Origin of the sequence: Rhizocola hellebori (genome assembly GCF_016862955.1) — a bacterium.
Taxonomy (GTDB): domain Bacteria; phylum Actinomycetota; class Actinomycetes; order Mycobacteriales; family Micromonosporaceae; genus Rhizocola; species Rhizocola hellebori.
Window position 1 is genome coordinate 74,102 of the sequence record NZ_BONY01000028.1, and the last position, 20,079, is coordinate 94,180.

The 20,079-nt window shown below is 67.4% G+C and carries 22 protein-coding genes; 12 read left to right on the plus strand and 10 right to left on the minus strand.

Annotated features, from left to right (window positions below; all coding sequences use genetic code 11):
* Window positions 1-228: 228 nt before the first annotated feature.
* Entirely contained in the window at window positions 229-1,374 is a 1,146-nt protein-coding gene (gene solA, locus Rhe02_RS23050) for an N-methyl-L-tryptophan oxidase (RefSeq protein ID WP_203910400.1), read from the minus strand.
* Between the two features lie 267 nt (window positions 1,375-1,641).
* Between solA and Rhe02_RS23055 the strand changes: the two genes are divergently transcribed.
* Both Rhe02_RS23055 and Rhe02_RS23060 read left to right on the plus strand, forming a co-directional pair.
* Entirely contained in the window at window positions 1,642-2,139 is a 498-nt protein-coding gene (locus Rhe02_RS23055) for an RNA polymerase sigma factor (protein WP_239123998.1), read from the plus strand.
* 2 nt (window positions 2,140-2,141) lie between these two features.
* The gene (locus Rhe02_RS23060; protein ID WP_203910401.1) at window positions 2,142-3,296 is read left to right on the plus strand and encodes a hypothetical protein; all 1,155 of its coding nucleotides are present in this window, start codon (window positions 2,142-2,144) and stop codon (window positions 3,294-3,296) included.
* 41 nt (window positions 3,297-3,337) lie between these two features.
* Here the strand turns inward: Rhe02_RS23060 and Rhe02_RS23065 are convergent, their stop codons facing one another.
* A complete protein-coding gene (locus Rhe02_RS23065) occupies window positions 3,338-4,570 on the minus strand; it encodes an ion channel protein (protein ID WP_203910402.1) in 1,233 nt (410 codons plus the stop codon).
* A gap of 17 nt (window positions 4,571-4,587) precedes the next feature.
* On the opposite strand from Rhe02_RS23065, the gene Rhe02_RS23070 reads away from it, so the two are divergent.
* Entirely contained in the window at window positions 4,588-5,073 is a 486-nt protein-coding gene (locus tag Rhe02_RS23070) for a potassium channel family protein (RefSeq protein WP_203910403.1), read from the plus strand.
* On the opposite strand, the gene Rhe02_RS23075 is transcribed toward Rhe02_RS23070, so the two are convergent.
* The 3 genes from Rhe02_RS23075 to Rhe02_RS23085 are packed head-to-tail and all read right to left on the minus strand — an operon-like array spanning window position 5,056 to window position 6,997.
* Complete coding sequence (locus Rhe02_RS23075) at window positions 5,056-6,048, minus strand: S-adenosylmethionine:tRNA ribosyltransferase-isomerase (protein WP_203910404.1); 993 nt, start codon at window positions 6,046-6,048, stop codon at window positions 5,056-5,058. The two genes, Rhe02_RS23070 and Rhe02_RS23075, sit on opposite strands and share 18 nt — an antisense overlap.
* Complete coding sequence (locus Rhe02_RS23080) at window positions 6,045-6,356, minus strand: VOC family protein (RefSeq protein ID WP_203910405.1); 312 nt, start codon at window positions 6,354-6,356, stop codon at window positions 6,045-6,047. The genes Rhe02_RS23075 and Rhe02_RS23080 overlap by 4 nt, the downstream gene beginning before the upstream one ends.
* Complete coding sequence (locus Rhe02_RS23085) at window positions 6,353-6,997, minus strand: SDR family NAD(P)-dependent oxidoreductase (protein ID WP_203910406.1); 645 nt, start codon at window positions 6,995-6,997, stop codon at window positions 6,353-6,355. Before Rhe02_RS23085 ends, Rhe02_RS23080 begins: the two co-directional genes overlap by 4 nt.
* A 189-nt stretch (window positions 6,998-7,186) precedes the next feature.
* On the opposite strand from Rhe02_RS23085, the gene Rhe02_RS23090 reads away from it, so the two are divergent.
* A complete protein-coding gene (locus Rhe02_RS23090; RefSeq protein WP_203910407.1) occupies window positions 7,187-8,290 on the plus strand; it encodes a GAF domain-containing sensor histidine kinase in 1,104 nt (367 codons plus the stop codon).
* Window positions 8,283-8,912 (plus strand): response regulator, encoded by a 630-nt coding sequence (locus Rhe02_RS23095; RefSeq protein WP_203910408.1) that lies wholly within the window; start codon window positions 8,283-8,285, stop codon window positions 8,910-8,912. The genes Rhe02_RS23090 and Rhe02_RS23095 overlap by 8 nt, the downstream gene beginning before the upstream one ends.
* Here the strand turns inward: Rhe02_RS23095 and Rhe02_RS23100 are convergent.
* Complete coding sequence (locus Rhe02_RS23100; protein WP_203910409.1) at window positions 8,902-10,494, minus strand: DUF4132 domain-containing protein; 1,593 nt, start codon at window positions 10,492-10,494, stop codon at window positions 8,902-8,904. The two genes, Rhe02_RS23095 and Rhe02_RS23100, sit on opposite strands and share 11 nt — an antisense overlap.
* Window positions 10,495-10,505: 11 nt before the next feature.
* Window positions 10,506-11,675, minus strand: coding sequence for an MFS transporter (locus Rhe02_RS23105; RefSeq protein WP_203910410.1), 1,170 nt, complete (start codon window positions 11,673-11,675; stop codon window positions 10,506-10,508).
* 52 nt (window positions 11,676-11,727) lie between these two features.
* Here Rhe02_RS23105 and Rhe02_RS23110 point away from each other — a divergent pair, with 52 nt between their 5' ends.
* From Rhe02_RS23110 to Rhe02_RS23120, 3 genes are all read left to right on the plus strand, one after another.
* Window positions 11,728-12,150, plus strand: coding sequence for an SRPBCC family protein (locus Rhe02_RS23110; RefSeq protein ID WP_203910411.1), 423 nt, complete (start codon window positions 11,728-11,730; stop codon window positions 12,148-12,150).
* Window positions 12,151-12,212: 62 nt separating this feature from the next.
* Entirely contained in the window at window positions 12,213-12,665 is a 453-nt protein-coding gene (locus tag Rhe02_RS23115) for a hypothetical protein (protein ID WP_203910412.1), read from the plus strand.
* Complete coding sequence (locus Rhe02_RS23120; RefSeq protein WP_203910413.1) at window positions 12,620-13,015, plus strand: DUF5615 family PIN-like protein; 396 nt, start codon at window positions 12,620-12,622, stop codon at window positions 13,013-13,015. Before Rhe02_RS23115 ends, Rhe02_RS23120 begins: the two co-directional genes overlap by 46 nt.
* Here the strand turns inward: Rhe02_RS23120 and Rhe02_RS23125 are convergent.
* Together Rhe02_RS23125 and Rhe02_RS23130 are read right to left on the minus strand one after the other, a co-directional pair.
* A complete protein-coding gene (locus Rhe02_RS23125; RefSeq protein ID WP_203910414.1) occupies window positions 13,012-14,547 on the minus strand; it encodes an aldehyde dehydrogenase family protein in 1,536 nt (511 codons plus the stop codon). The two genes, Rhe02_RS23120 and Rhe02_RS23125, sit on opposite strands and share 4 nt — an antisense overlap.
* 39 nt (window positions 14,548-14,586) lie before the next feature.
* Window positions 14,587-16,230 (minus strand): class I tRNA ligase family protein, encoded by a 1,644-nt coding sequence (locus tag Rhe02_RS23130; protein WP_239124003.1) that lies wholly within the window; start codon window positions 16,228-16,230, stop codon window positions 14,587-14,589.
* Window positions 16,231-16,274: 44 nt separating this feature from the next.
* Between Rhe02_RS23130 and Rhe02_RS23135 the strand changes: the two genes are divergently transcribed.
* From Rhe02_RS23135 to Rhe02_RS23145, 3 genes are read left to right on the plus strand one after another with little or no spacing between them, the layout of a single operon-like run.
* The gene (locus Rhe02_RS23135; protein ID WP_203910416.1) at window positions 16,275-16,613 is read left to right on the plus strand and encodes an MmcQ/YjbR family DNA-binding protein; all 339 of its coding nucleotides are present in this window, start codon (window positions 16,275-16,277) and stop codon (window positions 16,611-16,613) included.
* A gap of 28 nt (window positions 16,614-16,641) precedes the next feature.
* On the plus strand, window positions 16,642-17,802 hold the full coding sequence (locus Rhe02_RS23140; RefSeq protein ID WP_203910417.1) for an esterase-like activity of phytase family protein: 1,161 nt from the start codon (window positions 16,642-16,644) through the stop codon (window positions 17,800-17,802).
* A 55-nt stretch (window positions 17,803-17,857) separates the two neighbouring features.
* On the plus strand, window positions 17,858-18,340 hold the full coding sequence (locus tag Rhe02_RS23145) for a hypothetical protein (RefSeq protein WP_203910418.1): 483 nt from the start codon (window positions 17,858-17,860) through the stop codon (window positions 18,338-18,340).
* Window positions 18,341-18,372: 32 nt separating this feature from the next.
* Here the strand turns inward: Rhe02_RS23145 and Rhe02_RS23150 are convergent, their stop codons facing one another.
* On the minus strand, window positions 18,373-19,377 hold the full coding sequence (locus tag Rhe02_RS23150) for a hypothetical protein (RefSeq protein ID WP_203910419.1): 1,005 nt from the start codon (window positions 19,375-19,377) through the stop codon (window positions 18,373-18,375).
* A gap of 98 nt (window positions 19,378-19,475) precedes the next feature.
* Here Rhe02_RS23150 and Rhe02_RS23155 point away from each other — a divergent pair, with 98 nt between their 5' ends.
* Window positions 19,476-20,060: a TetR/AcrR family transcriptional regulator gene (locus Rhe02_RS23155; protein ID WP_203910420.1), complete on the plus strand. Its 585-nt coding sequence runs from the start codon at window positions 19,476-19,478 to the stop codon at window positions 20,058-20,060.
* The last annotated feature ends 19 nt before the right edge of the window (window positions 20,061-20,079 follow it).

Sequence of the window (20,079 nt, forward strand, 5' to 3'; positions counted from 1 at the left end):
ATTGACGCCACGTGTCTAACGAGTGATGCCAGACACGGTGACCGGTCAAGCGATCATTGAACAGTTCATTCATGCGACGGATTCAATCAATAGAAGACAATCGAATCAAGCATAGAAGGTCATGATGACGTTGTGCCTAGAGGGTGGCCGGAGGGCACTCAACAAATGCACCGGATTCTTGAGCTGGAGCTACGCGTCCGACTGGGTGTCACCGCGTGAATCGGTTCCTCACGCGAACCGCTCGGGATCGAGAAAGGCTATTTCCCAGCTCGTCTTTCCCTGCGTGGCAAGATCGGCGGCGATTTCGCCGATGGCGGTGGAGAACTTGAAGCCGTGGCCGGAGAAGCCGCCGAGCACGGTCAGGCCGGGCAGGTCTGCCCGGCTGCCGACCAGGAAATGCTGATCGGGGGTCAGCGAGTACATGCACGACTGAAGCTTTACCGGCCGAGGCCGCAGGCCGGGCAGGGTCTGCTCGACGATCTCCGCGATCAGGTCCGCGTCGTGGTTGTCCGGCGGGCGGGCGCCGGCCGTGGGGTCGACGGGCTCGTCCAGGCCGGGCCAGAAGTGGATCGCCACCTTGACCGGTGAGCCGTCGACGCTCGGAATTCCGTACCAGACATGGGTGTCGGTGGCGTCCGCGCGAATGAAGACCGGGAACCTTTCGATCGTGTAGTCGGCGGGATGGTCACTTTCGAACCAGCCGAAGACCCGCCGGACCACCTTGACCGTGGACATCGCCGCCGGGGTGAGTCTGGTGAGCCAGGCGCCGGCGGCCACCACCACATGCCGGGCAACTATCTCTTTGTGTCCTATCCGGACTCGCGGCCGCTCGGGATCGGGGATGATCTCGGTGACCTCTGTTCCGGTCAGGACCTGCGCCCCAGAGCTCTCGGCGACCCTGATCGCGGCACGGACCGCTTTCTCGGGCCGCAGCACGCCGGCGTCCGCTTCGTAGAAGGCTGCCGACTGCTTGTCGAGCCGATGCTGTGGGTACCGCTTCCGCATCTGGTCGTGGTCGAAAAGCTCATACGGCAAGTGATGAGCGGTGGCCGACGTTATCGGTGCCAGCACCGGCGCGGAGCCGGTGGGTCCGATGACCAGGCCGCCGGTTTTCTCCAGAAGCCTTTCGCCGGAAAGGTTTTCCAGCTCTCGCCAAAGCTGCCAGGCTCGCTGCGCGAGCGGAACATACGCGGCGCCTTCGGCGTAGGCGGTGCGGATGATGCGGGTCTCGCCGTGGCTGGCGCCTCGGGAGTGGCCCGGCTCGAACTGCTCGATGCCGAGAACCTTCACCTGCCGGCGCGCCAGTTGCATGAGCGTGTTGCTGCCCATGGCGCCCAGGCCGACGACCACCACATCCACGTCCGGCGTGCTCATCATGCGACAGTAGCGTGACAGCGACCGCAATCGTGACCTCGAGGACCTTGCCGGAGCGCATGACGTAGGTCTCGTGGCCCAGCTCTCGCCAAAGCTGCCAGGCGGCGGCCGCGGGGGAGCACTTTGCCAGCAGGGCACCCGAAAACTGGCGTGAACTAGGGCATTAAGGCTTCCGAAAAGATCTCTGCAACCATTGCGTGCCTTGATACGTGTACCCTGCGCCAACGGGGAGGTCCCTGGCACGGGAGGATCAATTTGGCCGCCGAAGTGTCTGTCGTTGTGGCGAGAGCCGAACCCTTCCGGGAGTTCGACGAGTTTTACGCCGCGAACTATCAGGGGCTGTGCCTTCAGCTCCTCGTTTACCTGGGCGATCTGGCCGAAGCGCAGGACGTCGTACAAGAGGCGTTCTGCCGTGCGCTGAAGAAGTGGCAACAGATCGGCGCGTATGACGAGCCCGGTGCCTGGGTTCGGCGGGTGGCCTGGAATCTTGCCATCCACCGGTTCCGCCGCCAGGGTACGGTGACACGCTTCCTTCGCCGGCAACGACTGGAGGTCGTGCCGGGTCCGGATCCCACTCGGGTGGCTCTCATCGCCGCGCTCGCGACCCTGCCGCCTAATCACCGCCGCGCGGTTGTGCTGCATCACATGGTGCAGCTGAGCATCGCCGAGATCGCGCAGCAGGAGGACGTGGCCGAGGGCACTGTCAAGTCTTGGCTCAGCAGAGGGCGAGCCGCGCTTGCGGCTCAATTGGACCAGGAGGCATAAGGGTGTCCGATCACGACGAAGCCACCATCATCGACAATGCATTCCGTAGCTTCACCCACGAAGCCGCACCATCGGTGCACGCGCCCGAAGTGAGCATCGTTTACGCCGCCGTGGCGCATCAGCACAAGGTGCGGGTAGCCGGTTTGAGCGTCGTCAGCGCGCTCGCCGTCGTGCTGCCGGTGTCCATCTATTTCGGCCTGGCCAACGGCAGCCAGTCGCCGCCCACGGATGTGCTTGCCAGTGCCAGCCCATCGGTAGGTGCCTCCCCTTCTCCCTCTGAATCGCCAGGGAGTCGGATCGATCGGCAGGCACTTACCGGTCAGCCTATTGATCTGCCCGGCTGGGGGTGCGGGACAAAGAATCTGACCCTCGCCGACACTGCGGGTGGCGAGGGCAGCATCTGGGTCGACGCCCTGGTGGATGTGGCGGGAGCGGGCGACACGCCACCGATGACGGTGGCGCTTATCCACTGCCAGTCGGTGCGGGGCCGGTTGAGTCAGGTCGTAGCGTTTCAGCAAAACGCCGCCGGAAAGATCACCAGCCTCGGCCAGGTGATCGTGACCTCCGCCAACGTTCCCGTGATTCAGGAGATCCGGCCGAGCCAGGCCGGAGACGTTTCGGTGATCGTGACGAGCAACGGGCAGTCACAAATCAGAGACTTCAAGTGGAACGGGCAACGGTTCAGCCAGATCAGTGGGCCCACCGATCCCGCCACGCCGCCCCCCTCCAAACCGCCGCAGGCGCTCGCCGATCTCGAAGTCAAGCTCTCGGGCCTGACCTTCGGCCCCGAAGCCGACGGCGTGCGCACCGGATCGATCACTGTCACCGTGACGAATCTGAGCACGACGGCATCCGCTGGGTTCTCGGTGGCGCTGGATGGCGACTCGGTGGGCGCATGCCCCGGCTGCCCTGGCGGGTTCAGTCGTCTAGGGTCTAGTGCCATCACCATCGAACCGAATCAGTGGGCTAACGGCGCAGCGCGCGGTCCGCTGGCCGGGGGTGGCTCGACGACGATAACGGTCTCGTTCACACTGACCCGGGCACACGCCTTCTATCAGGACCGTAACGTCATATCGGCGACGCTCACGCCTAGTGGCGGCAAGGACCCGAAGGGGGACAACAACTACGCGGAGTCTGATTTCACCGTCGCGGGATAGCTGATTGCCAGCGTCAGCAGGCGTGGCTCGGTCTGGCCGGGTCACGCCGCGACGGTATCGCCCGCAATCATCTCGCGTGCGCCCCTGGTGAGCAGCCAGGCTGGGAGCACCGCGACGCAAATGATGACGAGGATCGACGGGTTGGGCACGACGACCGCGGCCAGAAAGATAGCCAGCCAGCCGGAGCGGGTGATCACCAGCACCAGCCCCAGGATGCTGCAGGCGACCGCCATTCCCACCGGTACCGAGGAAAACAGGCTGTTGGCAAGCATGCCGAGAGCCACTCCGATGAAGACGGTGGGAAAGATACGGCCACCACGGAAGCCGGCTGTGGCGGCGACGAGCATCGCGATGAGCTTGATGCCGGCGATGATGGCGAGAGAGGCTGAGCTTAGCGTCGGGTATTCCTTCGTCAGCTCGGCCATCTGGTCCAGCCCCTTGAACATGGTGATCTCTCCGCCGATCGCGCCGAGCACACCCAGCACTATGCCGCCGGCGGTGAGCATCAGCATTGGGTGGCGCAGCGTCTGAAAGAGCGCGAACAGGCGTGGGAAGACCCAGATCGCGGCTAGCGCGATCAGGCTGGAGATCACCGCGATGAGGCAGGCGGCGACGATGTCGCCCCATCTGAAACCGGGATAGGGCGGCAGCGAAAGGGACATGGTGCTGCCGCCGGTGATGGCGAGATAGGTGAGGCCACCCGCCGCGGCGGCGGCCAAGGGCGCAAAAAGCCTGTCCCACAAAGGTTCTTCGCTAGGGTTCTGAGCGAAGGCCTCGGTGAGCATCAGCGCGGCGGCTATCGGCGCGCCGAACAGGGCGCCGATGGTGGCGGCCATGGCCAGACCGGCCCAGCTCGCCGCCGGTATGCGGGGGGTGAGCCGGGCGCCCAGCGCGACAGCGAGGGCGGCGTTCGCGCCGAGCACCGGGAACTCGGGACCCAGGCTCACGCCTCCGGCGAGGGCGAGGATGGCGGCGAGCAGGAGGCTGGGGACCTCCCCGATCGGGCCGGGCGGATGCATCAGGTCGACGGTGGCCGGGTTAGGCCCGGCGTGGCCGGGCACCAGCCAGACCACGAGCCCGACCGCCGCGCCGGTGGCGGTGAGCACCGCGAAGATCCACCACGGTGAGCTGCTGGAGATGTCGAGCCAGGAAGGCAGGTGCGACCAGAGCAGGTCGTGCAGCAGGGGGTCGGCGAGGTAGTCGACGAGCCATAGCACAAGGGCACTGGCTATGCCGACCACGACCGCAGGAACTAGCTGCTTTAACAGCCTCATTAGGCAACAATAGGGACATGCGACCGCTTTTCAGGCTGATTCTCGGCACTGTGGCGCTGGTCGCGCTCTACTTCGCCTTGCCGGTCAACATCGATGACAGTCTGGCGGTGCGGGTGGTTCTCAGCGTTATCTGTCTGGTGGCCGTGACCTGGCTGATAGTGCGTGAGGTGCGCATTCAGGTGAACACGGAAGGGTCGCAGCTGTGGGGCCTGGGCCTGGCGCTGGTCGGGGCGGTGATCGCATTCTCCATGACCGACTACGTCATCGCCTTTGCTGCGCCAGGTGAATTCGTGGATCTGAACACCCGGCTGGACGCGCTCTACTTCGCCCTGACCACCCTGGCGACGGTCGGCTACGGCGACGTGCACGCCCAGGGCCAGATCGCCCGGGCCGTGGTCTGCATCCAGTTGGTTTTCAATCTGGTGGTACTGACCACGGCCGCCTCTGTCCTGGTCGGCCAGCTGCGCACCCGGGCAACGACCCGCTCAGCGGGCAAGCAGTAGGTTCAGATCGCCGAACTCGTGCCACAGGTAGCCGTGTTCCACCGCCTGCTGGTAGCAGCGCGCCAGGAGTTCATCGCCCACAATGGCTTCCAGCATCAGCAGGTGGGAAGCGTGCGGTTCGTGGAAACCGGTCAGCAGGCCGTCGGTCACCCGGGTCGGGTTGTCGCGGGAGATGACAACATCTGTCCAGCCCTGTGCTGAGCGCACCTGCCCGTCGGCCGTGGTCGCCGTCTCGATCGCGCGCACGGCGGTGGTGCCGACCGCGATGATGCGCCTTGCCGCCGCTCTGGCCTCGTTGATGAGACGCGCGGTTGTTTCTGGTACCCAGAAACGTTCGGGGTAAGGCCTTTCGTGCGCCTCCCAGGAAGCGACGCCGGTGTGCAGGGTGATCGGGGCGATCACGATCCCGCGGCTGGCCAGCCGGGTCACCATGTGCTCGGTGAACGGCCGGCTCGCGCTGGGCATCTCGGCACTGCCCAGCTCGGTGGCGAAGACGCTGTGATAGGTCGACAAAGGCCAATCCCTTGTCACATATGGGTACCGGATGGGCCGCCCGAATTTCATCAGGTAACCCGGAACCGACGCGACGTCGACCGATGCCACCCACAACCGCGGCGAGTAGGGCCCTTTGAGCGTGACGTGGGCCCCGCCCTGCAGCGTGATCCGTTCGCCGGCCGTGCCCTGGTGGCGCCGGGGCTCGACCACCCAATCCCGGTCGGGCAGCTGGGTGGAAAAGTGAAGGTCGAAGCTTCCGTCCACAGTGGACACCGCCGCGGGCATGGTGGCCGACGTGTTCACCACGAGCACGTCACCCGGCTCCAGGAGCGCGGGCAGCTCCGGGAAGTGATGGTGGGAAACGCCGCCGGGCCCGCCGACGAGCAGCCGAACCTGGTCGCGGGCGAGCCCACGCGCCTCGGGCGGCTCGTGCGCCTCCAGCTCGGGGGAGAGAACAAAATCGAATGCGGCCACTGTCATGCCCTTGCCTCGCTCCAGATCAGAAGCCGGTTGCCGTCGGGGTCAGCGGTGACAAAGCCGTAGTGACCGCGGGGGAAGACCGAGCCTCCCCCGAGCCGGTCGACCTCCCCCCACGTCGGGAATTCAATGGCGTGCGCGGGATGGCCGGTGGGTGGTGTTTGCACCAGCTCGATGCGGCCGCTGGGGCCGACGCCGAAGACCAGGCCGCCGGGGAAGGAATCGATGACGGGCAGCCCGAGCGAGGAGTAGAACGCCTTGGCGGCGGCCAGATCGGCGACCTCGAAGGGCGCCCACAGCGCGAGCGTCATGACCACTCCGGCAGCCGGTAGCGGCCCGATGGCGGGCGTTCGTCAAGCAGCTTGAGCAAAGCGGGCGCGACGGTTTCGGGCAGCGGACGGTCGGAGATGTCCTCGCCCGGGTAGGCGTCCTGGTGCATCCGGGTGCGCAGGTCGCCCGGATCCACCTGCCAGACGGTGACCTTCTCCTCCTCCACGGCCAGCACCCGGCTCAGGCCTTCCAGCGCCGACTTCGACGATCCGTAAGCTCCCCAGCCCGGGTAGCCCTCGGGCGCGGCGTCGGAGGTGATGTTGATGAGAATGCCGCCGGAGTCGCGCAGCTTCGGCAGCGCCAGCTGAATCAGGCCCAGCGGTGCGACCACATTGGTTTCGTAAACGTCGCGAAGCGCATCCAGCGGGACCTCGCTCACGGCCGGCAATGGGCTCGGGCCGAGGGTTCCGGCGTTGTTGATCAGCAGGTCGAGCGAGGTGGCCCGGTCCACCAGCGTCTCGCGGTGCGCGGCGTCGGTGATGTCCCCGGTGACCGCGGTGACGCCGGGCTCGGTCACGCCGCTGCGGGCGTCGGCGATGACGTGCCAGCCGGCGGCGACGAGGGTGCGGGCCAGTTCGAGGCCGAGGCCCCGGGATGCTCCGGTGATGATGGCGGTTCGCATGTGCTCGACGCTATGGGCGTTTGAGCGTGGCGAAATCGGTCCGCAGCCGCTGAGCGTCTACGCCATTGGTCCTAGGCCCTTTCCCCGATCCACGCAGATCGCCAGCGGTGATATCGGGCTTGGATGTCATCGCCTTTCGGGGCGATCTGCCGCGCGTTGCTTCGCACGCGCCAGTATTACTGTGGAACCATGTCTGCGCCGTTTGAGGAGCTGAGCGCTGCGGTCCTTGCCGTCAGCCGGCACCTTTCGGTGCGCGAGGTGCTGCAGACCATCGTCACCGCCGCGCGCGGCCTGCTCAACTGCGAGTACGCCGCGCTGGGGGTCCCCGACGATCAGGGTGGGTTCGCCGAGTTCGTGGTGGACGGCGTCTCCGACGAGCAGTGGGAGCGCATCGGGCCGCTGCCGCGCCAGCACGGCCTGCTCGGCGCGATGCTGCATGACGCCAAACCGGAGCGCCTGCCCGACCTGCGCAAGGATCCGCGATTCGGATGGTGGCCCGCGGCGCATCCGGTGCTCAAAGACTTCCTCGGCATGCCCATCACCGACGGCACGGAGATCCTGGGCGCGCTGTATCTGGCCAACCGCCGCGACGGAGAGTTCACCGACGCCGACGAACGCCTGCTCGCTGTGCTGGCCGCGCATGCGGCCATCGCGCTGACCAACGCTCGGCTCTATGAGCACAGCCGGGAGCTGACGCTGCTGGAGGAAAGGCAGCGCGTGGCGCGGGAGCTGCACGATGCGGTGGCGCAGAAGCTGTTCAGCCTCCGCCTGCTCACCGAGGCCGCCGCCGCGCTGGTGCGCCGCGATCCGGCGCAGGCCGAAGCGGAGCTAGCCGAGATCAGAATTCTGGCCGGGCAGGCCGCCGACGAGCTGAGCCAGGTCGTCGCCGAGCTGCGCCCACGGGAGCTGGCCGACTCGGGTCTGGTGGAAACGTTGCGGCGGCGGGTGGAGCTGCTTGACCGGGTGCACGCGGCCTCCGTCCACTTTGTCTCGTCATTGCAGAACAGGTTGCCCGCCAAGGTGGAGGAGGCGGTGCTGCGCGTCGCCGAGGAGGCTCTGCACAACGCGCTGCGTCACTCCGGGGCCACGATTATCGAAGTGTCGCTTGGCAATACGGGCGATCGGGTCATCTGCGAGGTCAAGGACAACGGCGCCGGAATCGATCCGGCGGGGCAGCAGGGGCTCGGGCTCGCCTCCATGCGGGAGCGCGCGGCTCGGGTGAAGGGCACTCTCGGGGTCGTCTCGACCGCGGCCGCCGGAACGACGGTGACGCTGGTGGTTCCGGGTGGCTAAGGTGCGGGTCCTGATCACCGACGATCACGAGATGGTCCGCCGCGGCCTGCGCACGTTCCTTTCCCTGCACGACGACATCGAGGTGGTGGGCGAGGCGGCCAGCGGCGCGCAATGCGTGTCGCAGGCGCTGGCCACACCGGTGGACGTGATCCTGCTGGACCTGAAGATGCCCGAGGATGACGGCGTGGCGACGCTGCGCGCGCTACGGGCCGCCGGGGTTGCCGCGAAGGTGTTGGTGGTGACCAGTTTTACCGAGCTGGTGCAACTGCTGCCGGCCGTGCGGGAAGGCGCGGCCGGAATCGTCTATAAGAACATTGACCCGGCCGCGCTGGCCAACGCGATCCGCTCTATCCACAATGGACACATTCTGCTCCCGCCCGAGGTGGCGTCGGCGTTCATGGCCGGTGGGGCGGGGCCCGACCGGCTCGGCCACCTGACCGCCCGCGAGCGCGATGTCCTTGCCCAGATAGCGCATGGGCGTTCCAACCGTGAGATCGCCCGGGAGCTCAACCTCGCCGAGAAGACCGTGAAGACCCACGTTTCCAGCATTCTCGGCAAGCTCGGGGTCGACGATCGCACCCAGGCCGCGCTTTACGCCGTGCGCCACGGGCTTATCGGCTGATCTGGTCGAAAGGCGGCACGATGGCGTGGCGGTCAAGCCAGGCCAGGGCTGCTTCGGCGTCTTCGCCGCCAGGCTGCCACAGCTGCACAGGTGCTGTGTCGGCGGCCTGGATCGGGGTGCTGTCAAGCGACTGCAGAGCGCCGTCGGCGAAGCCGCACGGGCGGGTGTCGACGAGCCAGAGCAGGCGGCGGGTCAGGGTGCCCAGCAGGGGATGGTTCAGATAGTGGTCGCGCCAGAACCCGAAGCGCCACACCCGGTTGGCGGTGAGATCGCGCTGCAGGCGGGAGGTCTGGGCGCTCAGCGTCTTGCCTATCTCGGCCGCTGTGGCCTTGAGTTCCTTGAGTTCTTCGGCGTAGCCGGCCTTCACCGTGCTCGGGGCCGACCCGAGCACGACACCGGCGGCGTTGTGCCACTCGATGGTCACGCGGCCGTCGTGTACCAGCAGGGTGGCCGTGTCGTCGCCGAAGTGCTGGGTGCGGCGGCCGTCTTCGGCCAGGCCGTAGCCTGGTACAGCTAAATCTGACAGCTGCTCGCGGGTCACGTTGAGGGCTTCGGCGCGCTCGTAGAGCGAGGCGTTCAGTTCCTGCAGGGCCATCTTGTTGGTGACGCGCGTGGCCAGGCCGAGGAGCTGTGCGAGCGCTTCCGGGCCGTCCAGCAGGTACAGCGCGTGGATCGCGGCCCCGGCGGCCTTGGGCTGGCGCGGCCCGATGCCCGGCACCTTGCGCAGATTCGACTCGACCAGCCCGGCCAGCGTGCGGGCCAGCTCTGCGTCGGCGGGAAGCAACCCGAGCAGCCACACCAGGCCACGAACCGCGGTGGCGTTGAACGGATCGAGGGCAAGCTCCACGTCGATCTCGGAGCCGCGCGCCAAAAGCGGCTGGGCCCCAGGCTTTCCGACCAGGGTGAGCCAGCCCGTGATCACACGGCGGGCCTCGCTTTCGCCGACCGAGGCGAGCAGGTTGCGGCCCTTGGTCTCCCACTCCTGCGTGGGAACGTCATCGATCACGGTGAGCGCATGGGTCGCCAGATCACGCCACGCATCGCCCAATGTGGACAGATCGTCGAGCACCCGATCGGCCAGCGGCTCACCGCGGTTGAGCAGCGGCAGCTTGATCTTCGGCACGAAACTCTTGAGGGTCTTGTCGCCATAGGGACCGAAGGCGGAGCGCCGCATCACCGCGATGACCTCGTCGGGCAGGCCATGGCCCGCCCCGAGCACTATCTCGCCGAGCGTGGCCAGATGCCAGGAGTCGAAATACCAGTAGCGGGCGGCGATGCCGAGCACCGCCTCGGCCTCGGCCAGATCCACCGTGCGGCCGTAATCGTCGATGAGCGCGTCGACGACGTACTCCAGAAGGGTGCGGGCGTTCTCGTCGGCGAGCTGCGGGATGCGCGCGCTCAACGCGACCGCCATCGGCGTGCGGCACGGCAGCGCTTTGACGTCGAGCACCTTCTTCAGCTCGTTGAGCTTGTTGCCCCAGTAGCCTTCCGTCTGCGCCACCGCCACCAGCGCGTCGACAAAGCGCGGCACATCCTCGGCCAGGCCGTATTCCTTCACCTCGGCCCATGTCGATATCCCCATGGGAGCGCAGTCTAGGTCTGCGCCAGGGCGCCCGCTCGCCGGCCGACGCGCAACAGCATCGCACCGGCCAGAATCACCAGCGGGGCGGTGCTGAAGCCGATCACCACGGTCGCGTAGGCCTCAAGGAGCATTCCGGCCAGGGCAGCGCCCAGCGCGCTGCCGGTGCCGAAAGCGGTGGCTACCCAGGCGAAGGACTCGGCCGCTGTACCCGCAGCGGCGACCCGGTCAGCGGTGATGAAGACCCCGGTCAGCACCGGAGGAAGCATGAGCCCGCTGAGGAAGAGCAGTGCCACCATGATCGGCAGCGGACCGGCCAGGAGCAGGGGCAGGTAGCCCAACGCCATCAAGGCCACCAAGCCCGGAAGCGCCCGATGGAGATCCTTGGGTTGCCGCCGGGCGAAAATGAGCCCGCCCAGCAGCGCCCCGGTCGCCTGTGCCGCGAGCAGGATTCCCGCCCAGGAACGCGCGCCCTGAGCCTCGGCGTAGAAGGTCACCGCCACCGCGGTGGCGCCCACCCCGGACCCGACCAGCAGGGTCGCGCCCAGCAGCACCAGCAGCGGGCGTGAGCGCAGGGCACCAGCCCAATGCCGGGGTGCGGCGTCGCCGCGCCATCGGCTCACCATTGGCGCGCTGGCGAAGACCGCCGTGCCGGCCAGTTGCACCGCGATCGCCGCCCACAACCCGGCCGCCGATCCGCCGACGGCGATCGCGCCCAATGCCACGAGCGGGCCGACTATGAAGATCAGCTCTTGGACGGTGACGTCGAGGGTGTAAGCGGCGTGCACGAGCCGCTCGCCGACAAGTTCCTTCCACAGCACCCGAAGGCACGCCTCGAACGGTGGCGCGCCCAGCCCGGCCAGAACGGCCGCCACGATGGCCAGCGTGACACCGGGCCTGGCGGCGAGCACCGCGAACCCGGCGCTGGACACCGCGACCGAGGCCCACATGACCGGCGGCTGACGCCACCGATCCGCAATCCGTGACAGCAGCGGCTGACCCACGGCAGTCCCGGCGGTGTAGGCCCCGACCAGGATGCCGGTCACCGCGATCGACATGGTGTCGCGGGCGAACAGCAGCAGCGCCAACGGCGCCGCCCCGAGCGGAAGCCGGCCGATCAGGCTGCCGCTGAGCAGCCGAGGAACTCCGGGTGCCCGCAGCACAGCCAGGGCACCCCGTTTCATCCCTGCACGGTACCCGGTCCGGCTCGGCCCAGCCGCAGCGCACACTTGTGGCATGTGGTTTGAAACCTCAGTCGACATCGCCGCTCCGGCGCAGCGGGTGTGGCAGGCCCTGGCCGACGTCGAGCGCTGGCCCAGCTGGACCACCTCGATGACAAGCGTGACACCGCTGGACCCGGGCGCGCTTGCCGTCGGTCACCGCGTCAAGATCAAGCAGCCACGCCTGCCGACCGCGGTCTGGACGGTCGACGAGCTCACCCCGGGCCAGTCCTTCAGCTGGACCAACCGCAGCATCGGCATCGTCAGCATCGCCGAGCACCGCCTGTCCACAGTGGACAAAGGCACCAGGGTAGTTCTCGCCATCAGGCAGACAGGCCCGCTGGCCGCCGTGCTCTCCCTGCTCGCGGGCAACCTCACCCGCCGCTACGTGCGCACCGAAGCCGCCGGCCTCAAACGCCTTTGCGAGTCAGCCGGGTGAGGTGATTCCGCCAGTAGGTGCTGACGCTGGCCAATGTCGCTACACTCGACTACATTGTAGTCGTGACCGCTCCACGTTCGATTCGTTTCGATCAAGGCGTGCTCGCGCGCCTTGATCGATATGTCAAAGAGCACCCCGGGTCGTCTTCCTCCTCGGTGGCCAACATGTTCATAGATGAGTCGCTGCGGGCCCACGAGCATCCCGGAGTTGTCTTCCGCCCAGGCCCGACCGGCCGGCGAGCCGCGCTTGCCGGTGGGCCCGACGTCTGGGAGGTGATCGCCGCGCTGAAGGCAATCCGCGAGGACGATCCCGCCCTCGACGGCGAGCTGCTCATCGGCGAGCTCGCCACTGTCACCGGGCTTGGCGCGCAACGGGTTGTTGTCGCACTGCGCTATTACGCTGCCTACCCGACAGAGGTCGACGAGCGAATCGCCAGCAACGCTGCGGTGGCTGAGCGAGAGGAGAAGCTGTGGGCAGCCCAGCAAGACCTTCTCCGGAGCAAGAAGGCCCGATAGGCATCCTGCTCGACGAGATGTATCCGCCGGTTCTGGCGCAACAGCTCCGTGAGCGCGGGCATGACGTCGTTGCGGTGCTTGATATCGAGGTGGGTCTGGGCGCCAAGTCCGATGAGGAGGTGCTGGCTTGGGCAGCCCGCAGCGAGCGCTGTCTGGTCACCGAGAACGTCGCTGACTTCGCCCGGCTCGCTGCGCTGGGGGTGGAACACGCTGGCATCATTTTCGTTTCCGCACAACGCTTCCCACGGACTTCCCGGGGGCTGGGCCGGGTCATCGAGGCGATCGATGCGGTCATGGCTGACAAACGGCTTCCGCCAAGCGGTGGCGTGACTTGGCTCGCGGCGGGTTAGGGCAGGCGGAAGGCGAGGTCGGCTTCGACGACGGCCACCTCCATCTGTGCCTTCTGCAGGCGGCCCGAGTAGTCCCAGTTGACCGCCTGCCAGCGGGTGAACTGGTCGAGAACCCACATGCCGGACTGGCGGCTGCCGTTGCCGGAGCGGCCGTTGCCGCCGAAGGGGAGGTGGGCTTCCGCGCCGGAGGTCGAGTTGTTGACGCTGACCATTCCGGCGCTGATGCCGCGGCGGAAGGTGAAAACGTCATGGGGGTTGGTGGTGTAGATCGCGCTGGAAAGGCCGTAGCCCGGGGCGTTGGCCAGCTCGATGGCCTGCTCCAGGGTGCGATAGGTGGTCACGCCGACGATGGGGCCGAAGGTTTCCTGCTGGAAGAGGTCGTCGCCGGGGCCGACGCCGTCGACGATGACCGGATGGTAGAACAGGCCGGTGCCGGGGTCGCCGACGAAACCGTTGCGGGGGCTGGTGTCTGAGATCCGGCCGAGCGGGCCGTCGACGCGGTGGGCGCTGCCTATCCAGCCGAGCGCCTTCTCGTACGAGGAGGCGAACTTCTCGTCCAGCAGCGGCCCGTAGAGCACGTCGCGGGTCGGGTCGCCGATCGCGGCCGAGTCGACGGCGGCGCGGAACCGGGTCAGGAACTCGTCGTGGACCGACTCGTGGACGATCACCGTGCCGAGCGAGGTGCAGCGCTGCCCGGCGGTGCCGAAGCCCGCGAAGAGGGCACCCTCGACGGCCAGGTCGAGGTCGGCGGCCTCGGTGACCACCATCGGGTTCTTGCCGCCCAGCTCCAGGCACGGGTTCTGCAGATGCCTGCCGCACAGCTCGCCGATGGCCCGGCCGACCGCGGTGGACCCGGTGAAGCCGACCTTGTGGACGAGGCCTTCGTCGAGGGCTTGGCTCAGCCCGGCGAAGGTGGTGTCGCCGTCGGCGTGCACCAGGTTGAGCACTCCGTCGGGCAGGCCGCCCCGGACGAACAGCTGATACATGGCGTCGGCGCACGCGGCGGAGTAGAGCGCGGGCTTCCACACGACGGCGTTGCCGCACAGCAGCGCGGGGACGAGGTACCAGGAAGGGACAGCCACCGGAAAATTGCCCGCGGTGATGATCGTGGCGACGCCGACCGGCTCTCGGAAGGTGAACAGCTGCTTGTCGGGCATCTCGGAGGGAACGGTCTGCCCGTAGAGGCGGCGGCCTTCGCCCAGGAAGAAGCGGCACGTGTCGACGATCTCCTGCACCTCCCCACGGGACTCGGCGATCGGCTTGCCGACCTCGCGGGTCACCAGCTGCGCCAAGGCTTCCGCGTTCGCCTCGACCAGGGCGCCGATGTTGGCGATGACCTGTCCGCGGACGGGCGCGGGAACGTCGGCCCAGGCCCGTTGCGCCCGGCTGGCCGAGCGCGCGGCCTGGACGAGGGTCTGCGCGTCGGCCAGCGTCACCTGCGCCACGACGTCGTCGAGGCGTGCGGGATTGGTGCTGGTGATGACGGTGCCGGCGAGGTCCACCGCGCGGCCGCCGAGGTAGGAACGAAGCATTCCTGCATCATGCCGCATCCTGCTGGAGGCGCGATGCGGTCAGCCGGTGACGATGTTGACGATGCGCGGCGCCCGCACGATGATCCGGCTCGCCGAAGGCGTGCCGACGCTGGTGAGGGCGCGCGACCGCAGGTCGGCTTCGGTGATGGTCACCGGAACTTCGAGCCGTGCCCGCACCTTGCCGTCGACCTGCACCACGCAGGTAGTGGTCTCCTCGGCGATGAGCTGTGCGTCAACAGCCGGCCAGCTGCTCGAATCGGCGAACCCGAGCTGGGCGGCGGTGAGCGGGGCGAAGCAGGAAAGCATCACGACCAACGCGTCGGCGCCCTCCCGAGTGGTCGCACTGTCCACATCGGAGTGACGCAGCAGCGTGGTCAGCTCCATCATCCGGGCGATGGCCACGTTGAAGCGCTTGCCGTCCATGGCCACGGTGGTGGCGTGCAACAGCTTGTGCACGGCACGGCGCAGCTGCGGGTCGGCTGGGCCGGAGGCGTTGGCGGGCAACGACTCCAGCAGCCGGGTCACCCGGCCCAGCCACTTCACGGCTGCGGTGGGGGAGACGTCGGCCCAGTCGATGTCCTCCTCGGGTGGCCCGGCGAAGAGCATGGTGACGCGCACCGCGTCGGGCCCGTGGGCGGCGATCTGCTCCTGTAGCGAGACCATGTTGCCCAGGGTCTTGCTCATGGACTTGCCGTTCATGATGACCTGACCCTGGTTGGTCAGCCGGGTGAACGGCTCGGTGAAGCTGAGCATGCCCAGGTCGTGCAGCACCTTCGTCATGAACCTGGCGTAGATGAGGTGGCCGCAGGCATGTTCGCGCCCACCGATGTATTCGGCCACCGGCAGCCAGCGCTCGATCCCGGCCGGGTCGAACGGGCCGTCCTGATAGGACGGATTGGGATAGCGCAGGAAATACCACGACGAGTCGACGAAGGTGTCCATGGTGTCAGGGTCGCGCTGAGCCGGGCCGCCGCACCGCGGGCAGCTGGTATCGCCAGGTAAATTCAACCCCAGAGGCAATTCTTCGTCGGGTACCGGAACCAGCCCGCACTCTCCACAATGGACAATCGGGATAGGGGTGCCCCACTGACGCTGGCGCGAGATGAGCCAGTCATGCAGATTGGCGATCCAGTGCCGCTGCATGGTGAGGATCTCGGCGGGCCAGTGCCCTTCCAGCTGTGCCATGTCGTCCACGAGCCGCTTCGCGTAGGCGGTGGTGCGGAAGAACCACTGGGTCAGCTCCCTTTCCACGACACGGGTTTGGCAGCGCTCGCACCTGCCGTCGATGACCTGCTCGTTGGCCAGCACGGTCTCGTCCTGCGGGCACCAGTTCACCGGGGCGCTGGCGCGATAGGCCAGCCCTCTTTCCACCATCCGCAGAAAAATCCATTGGTTCCAGCGAAAGTACTCGGGATCCGAGGTGTGCAGACGGGTCTGCCACTCGAAGGAGAAGCCCATCCGCCGAAACGACTCGGCCTGCACCTCGATGTTCGCGTAGGTCCACTCCCGCGGATCGATGCCGCGCTTACGCGCGGCGTTCTCGGCGGGAAGCCCGAACGAGTCCCACCCGACGGGAAACAGCACGTCTTTTCCGCGAAGGCGAAGGTAGCGCGCGATGGCGTCGCTGATCGAAAACACCTCCGCGTGTCCCATGTGCAGGTCACCGGAGGGATACGAAAACATACTCACTACGTAAGCTCGTTCCTCCATGTCCTACCCTGGCACACATGGTGACCGTCGCGCAGGTGAGTATTTTCGCCCGCACCCTTCCCCGGGCCTATGAGGTGGTGGTGCGAGATCGGCTGAAGTTCCGGGTGGGAAAGATTGTCTTTCTTGCCTTCTCACGCGATGAGACCACGATGGGTTTCGGCTTTCCGAAGGAGGAGCGGGCGGCCCTGGTCGAGGCCAACCCGGAGAAGTTCTTCCTGCCGTCGGCTTCGGACATGCGCTTCCACTGGGTCGAGGCCTACCTGGACCAGCTCGGCGAGGAAGAGATGCGCGAGCTGGTCCTCGACGCCTGGCGCATGTGTGTGCCCAAGAAGGTTGCCGCCGCCTACCGCGCTTAATTTACCTACATCACATAGACTACGGTGCATGGTTTTGTATCGTTGGACCGCGCCCGGCCTCATGGCCCTGACCCTCGCCTTCGGGCTGCCCTCCTACGCCGAGCCGGCCGACGGCAGCCATGCGGCGTGGGGGCAGGCTACGCTCACCGGCTTCGCCTCCCTGCCGGCTCAGACCTTTGTCAGCGCAAGCGAACCCTCAGGTTCGGCACTCGGGACTGAGCCGGTCAACGGGGTGCCGGTGCCCTTCGCCGATCAGCCGGTACAGGGATTCAGCGGGATCGTCCGCAACCTCGACGGCAGCTTCGATGTGCTCTCCGACAACGGTTACGGCAGCCAGGCCAACAGCGCCGACTTCGTGCTGCGCATCCAGCGCATCATGCCCAGCTTCGAGAGCAAGACGGTCGATGTGGTGGGCGGGCTCAACCTGACCGACCCGGCCGGGCACGTCGCGTGGCCACTGACCCGGCCGGACAGGGTGCTCACCGGTTCCGACTTCGACCCCGAGTCCATGGTCAAGCTTGGCGATGGCAGCTACTGGATGGGCGACGAATTCGGCCCCTATCTGCTGCATTTCGACCGAGCGGGCCGTCTCCTCGCGCCGCCCGTGCCGCTGGACGGTGTCTACTCTCCGCAGAGCGCGGCCCGGCTGGGGGTGACCCCCAACCTGGGCAACAGCAGGGGTTTTGAGGGCGTGGCCGTGTCGCGCGATGGCCGCTACCTCTACCCGATGCTGGAGGGGACCGTGACCGGTGATACGCCGGGAACGTTGCGGATCAACCAGTTCGACACGCGGGCCAACGCTTACACGTCGCGGCGGTGGACCTACCCGCTGGAGTCGCCGGACCATTCGGCCGCCGACTTCGTGGCCGTTGGCAGGGATCGGTTCGCGGTCATCGAGCGAGACGGGCTGCAAGGCGAGGCCGCGCAGTTTAAACGGATCTATCTCATCGATTTGTCCGGTACCAAGACGATGGTGGCGGATCTGCTGAACATCGCTGATCCGTTGCGGTTGGGGGGCAGCGAGGCGGTTTTCCGGTTCCCGTTCTTCACCATCGAGGCCGTGATCCAGCTCGATGACCGGACACTCGGCGTGCTCAACGACAACAACTTTCCCTCCTCGTCGGGCCGCACGCCGGGCCTGCCGGACAACAACGAGTTCATCACCATCCGCCTGTCGCACAAGCTGTAGACAGCGGTGACGCCGAGGGCGGGCCGGTGAGCGCTCGGGCCATTACCATGCGCCCATGCCTCAACGTTTCCGCCCTCTCGTCCCCCTGCCGGGGCGGCTCATCCTGCTGAGGATTTTTGCCCTGGTCATGGGCTTGTTCGGGATTGTCACCGCATTGATCGGCACCCGATCTTCGTCGTCCTTGGAGTCAGTCTTCTTCTTCGCCATCTGCCTGATGATGTTCCGGCTCAGCCTGTGCGGGCTGGCCAGCAACGCCGAGGCGGTGAGCATTGTGAAGGGCTGGACCAGCAAGGTCGTCAGGTACGACACGATCGAATCGTTCGAGTGGCTGCACAACCTGGAAAGCTTCGGGGCACCCGGCAAGCGGTTGTGGATTGTGCTTGATGACGGGCAGCGGTGCCCGGTGCCGGTGGTGGTCGGGCATAGCCCGATGTTCAAGCTTCTCAGCTCCGACATCTGGCTTACGCCCGATCAGGCTGCTGCTGTCGTGGCCGATCTGCAGACCCGGCGCAGGGCTGCGCGGGTGACGGCCGAATAGCCGCCACCCGCGCCGGGGGGATGGGTGTTTCGTTAAACGGCAACGGTTTCGGCCAGCTTGCGGGCGTCGTCGCGGGCCGGGCCGGCTGGCTCGGCGGTTTGCTCACCGAGGTCGGCGCGGCCTACGGCGACCAGCACCAAGCCCAGCAGTGCGGTTCCGGTTAGCACCCAAAGCGCTTGCGTGCCACCGGCCCAGTCGAAGTAGGCGGCCGAGCGCAGCAGCGTCGATCCGGCCCCGACCGGCAGCCATTGGCCCACCTCGCCCCAGGGCTGCGGTAGCAGCTCGGGGGCGGCGGCCACGCCCGAAAGCGGGTTGCCGATGAGGAAGACGAGCAGCGCGCCCAGGCCTATTCCGGCCCGGCCCAGCGCCGCGCCCAGCCCGGCGACCAGGCCGGCTGCGGCCAAAGCGAACAGGCCGATCGCGGTGGCGTTGGCCAGATAGTTGTCGGGCAGCACGCCCAGCCAGCTCTGCAGCACGGCGGCCCCGACCAGCCCGGTCAGCGCTGCGTAGACGCCCAAGCCCAGCAGCCGGGCCCGCCGGTTGCGGACCAGCAGGATCAAGGCGATCCCGGCGAGCATGCTGGTGAGGGCGAGCGGCAGGAAGCCGGAGGCGAACCCGGCGCCGCGCGGGTCGGTCGGGTCGGTGGGCACCACATCGGTGACCGGAACCGGCTTGCCGCCGCCGAGCTGGGCGGCGGCCTGGCTCAGCAAGGCGGCCACGGTGGGGCTGGCCGCGGAGGCGGTGTGCAGCGCGATCCCGTCCGGCCCGGCGATGAACGCCGCGTAGGCCTCACGGTGGCGCAACATTTCGTCGGCGGCCGAAACGTCGGCCACCTTGGTGATCTCGAAGGCGCCCGGTTTCGCGCTGGAGAGCTGCTGGACCAGAGCGTCCGGCCCGGCCACGGCAACGGGCAGATCACGCGGCTCCAGATGGGTCGCGGGCGCAGCGAAAAATGGCACCGATAGGGCTTGGATAAGCACGATCGCGGTGGCGAGGATCGCCGCCAAGGCGAGGGCGGGCGGCTGCTTGCGAGCCATCGTGACTCCTCAAAACGAATGTTCGTTCTCTTTAAAAGTGAGCCTGACATCCGGCACGGGATTCGTCAAGAACGAGCGTTCGTTTTACGATGAGAGCTATGCCACGCGTCTCCGACGAGCACCTCGCCAACCGCCGGCGCCAGATCCTCGACGCGGCCCGCACCTGCTTCCTGCGCAACGGCTTCCACGCCACCTCGATGCAGGACGTGATCGCGGAGGCGGGGTTGTCGGTCGGCGCGGTGTACCGGTACTTCAAAAGCAAGAACGAGATCGTGACCGCCATCGCCGAAGAGGTCGTCGGCGGCGTCGACGAGGCGCTGGCCGACCTGGTGGCCAGCGACCTGTCCGTCACCGCGACGCTGGGGCGCGCGCTGAGCTTCGTCGACGCCCAGACCGGGCCGGACGGCGTGTTCCGGCTGGCGATCCAGGTCTGGGCCGAGGCCATGCGCGACCCGGCGCTGGCCAAATTTGTCAGCGGCGCCTACGGCCGCATCCGGGGCCACTTCGTGGAACTGGCCCGGCACGCGCAGGCCCGCGGCGAGCTTTCGGCATCGGCGGACGCGGAGGCGATGGGCGCGGTCCTGTTCGGCATGATGCCCGCCTATGCGTTGCAGCGGGTGCTCACCGGTACCCCCGACCGGGAGAGCTTCCTGCGCGGAGTGACCGCGATCCTCAAGGGTTAGGCCCGGCAACCGCCGGGCC